Consider the following 1,564-nt stretch of genomic DNA (forward strand, 5'->3'; position numbering starts at 1 on the left):
ATCTATTAACTACTAAGATACATCATTAGCTTCCTAAATTATCTAAATCTATTTTAAACTACCGGATTCTAAAGATGTAGCCTAATAAGCTAAATTGCTCTATTCTTCTAACTAAGCATATAAATGTTGTTCGTCTTGTTTTGCTATCTAAGCTTTTTCTGCTGCAGATACTGCCCAAGCATCAAGACTAGCATTTTTTTCTTCAGCACTTTCAAATTTAGAATCTATAACATTATAAATATGCGGACCAATAGTCGTAATAAGCGCAGAAGCTATACCTGCTACTGTTCCCCAGGGACCACCTATTAATCCAGCCATAGATTTACCAAGCATTAATCCAGAGGCTCCAGCTCCTAGGCCAGCAGTAATTTTATCCATAGTACTAGCATTTTTATCAGCAATTACATTTGCAAGATTAGATCCTGACTATAATGCGGTTAATGCAAAAGTTGCGGTCTAAGCTACTTGTCCAGCTTTTTCCCACATATTATCCATACGCTCTGGGGTTAATACTTTTAATAAACCTCTCTTTTGGCTTGCATCGTATTCTGCTTCCCCTTCCATAGCTCCCTAAGTAGTTAGTCTTGCAATATCTTCTTTAGATAAAATTTTTTTATCGACAAGAGTTTGTTCAAATTTATTCTAAGCTTCTCCAAAAGCAGTTTCATAATTTTTTAAAGCATCTTTTTGAGCTTGTATATCTGTACCAGCCATTGCTTTTTTTAACTAACCTAATGCAGCATCATATGCTTTTAACTCTGGAGTATCTTTTAACTAAGTCTATAATTGAGCTCGATAATTTTTTACCGATTCAAGCATTGTTGAACTTTGTTCTTTACTAATCTCAGTTCCCTATGAAAGTGATTTATTAAAATCTTTTAATGTAGCGGTCATCTTTCCAAAGGATTTGCTTGTTTCTAATGCAGGTTTTTGCATAGATTTAAAAACACCTGATAAAAAAGTTCTGTCTCCAAGGCCAACATAACCATTTTTTCCTACCTATGCTAAAATATTATTATATCTATTTATAGTATCTTTGGATGTAGCTAAATCTCCAAATTGTTTTGACTGTAAGATTTCTCGTTGTGCCTTTGACATCTAAATAGAGTCTTTATATCCATTTAACTAATTATCAGCTTGTGCATTTATTTTAGCAACTTCACCCTCATACCATGCCTATATTTTATTTTGTTCTTCTTGTGGAATAAAAGATTTTCCAGATAGACCAATAATAGTATTACCATTTTTCTCCGCTTGCGAAATAGCTTCATTTTCACGAGCAGTCCTTTCCTTATTTAACTATGTTATTTGTGCCTATCTATACTATGCAAACTAAGTACTATTTGTTAAATCATATTTTTGATTTTGATAAGTTTGAAAAGCACCTTGCTAAGCAGTTTTTCCTTTTTGAACATATTCCTAAAAAAAAAAGAGTATCAAAGGGCTTTTGATTTAGCAATCACTTTGAATAATTTAGGGGACCAAAATCTTTCCTTGCTAGAACTTTGTGCAAAATCTGCTTTGGCAGTAAATCAATTAGATGTGGCAGAATCCTATGTTGGGA

Annotated in this window: 1 protein-coding gene; it reads right to left on the reverse strand. The window is 32.9% G+C overall.

Annotation, left to right across the window (positions count from 1 at the left end; translation table 11 throughout):
• Positions 1–147: 147 nt before the first annotated feature.
• On the reverse strand, positions 148–378 hold the full coding sequence (locus J6V67_RS06665; RefSeq protein ID WP_291860540.1) for a hypothetical protein: 231 nt from the start codon (positions 376–378) through the stop codon (positions 148–150).
• Positions 379–1,564: the final 1,186 nt, after the last annotated feature.

Source organism: Campylobacter sp. (assembly GCF_017646085.1).
GTDB lineage: Bacteria > Campylobacterota > Campylobacteria > Campylobacterales > Campylobacteraceae > Campylobacter.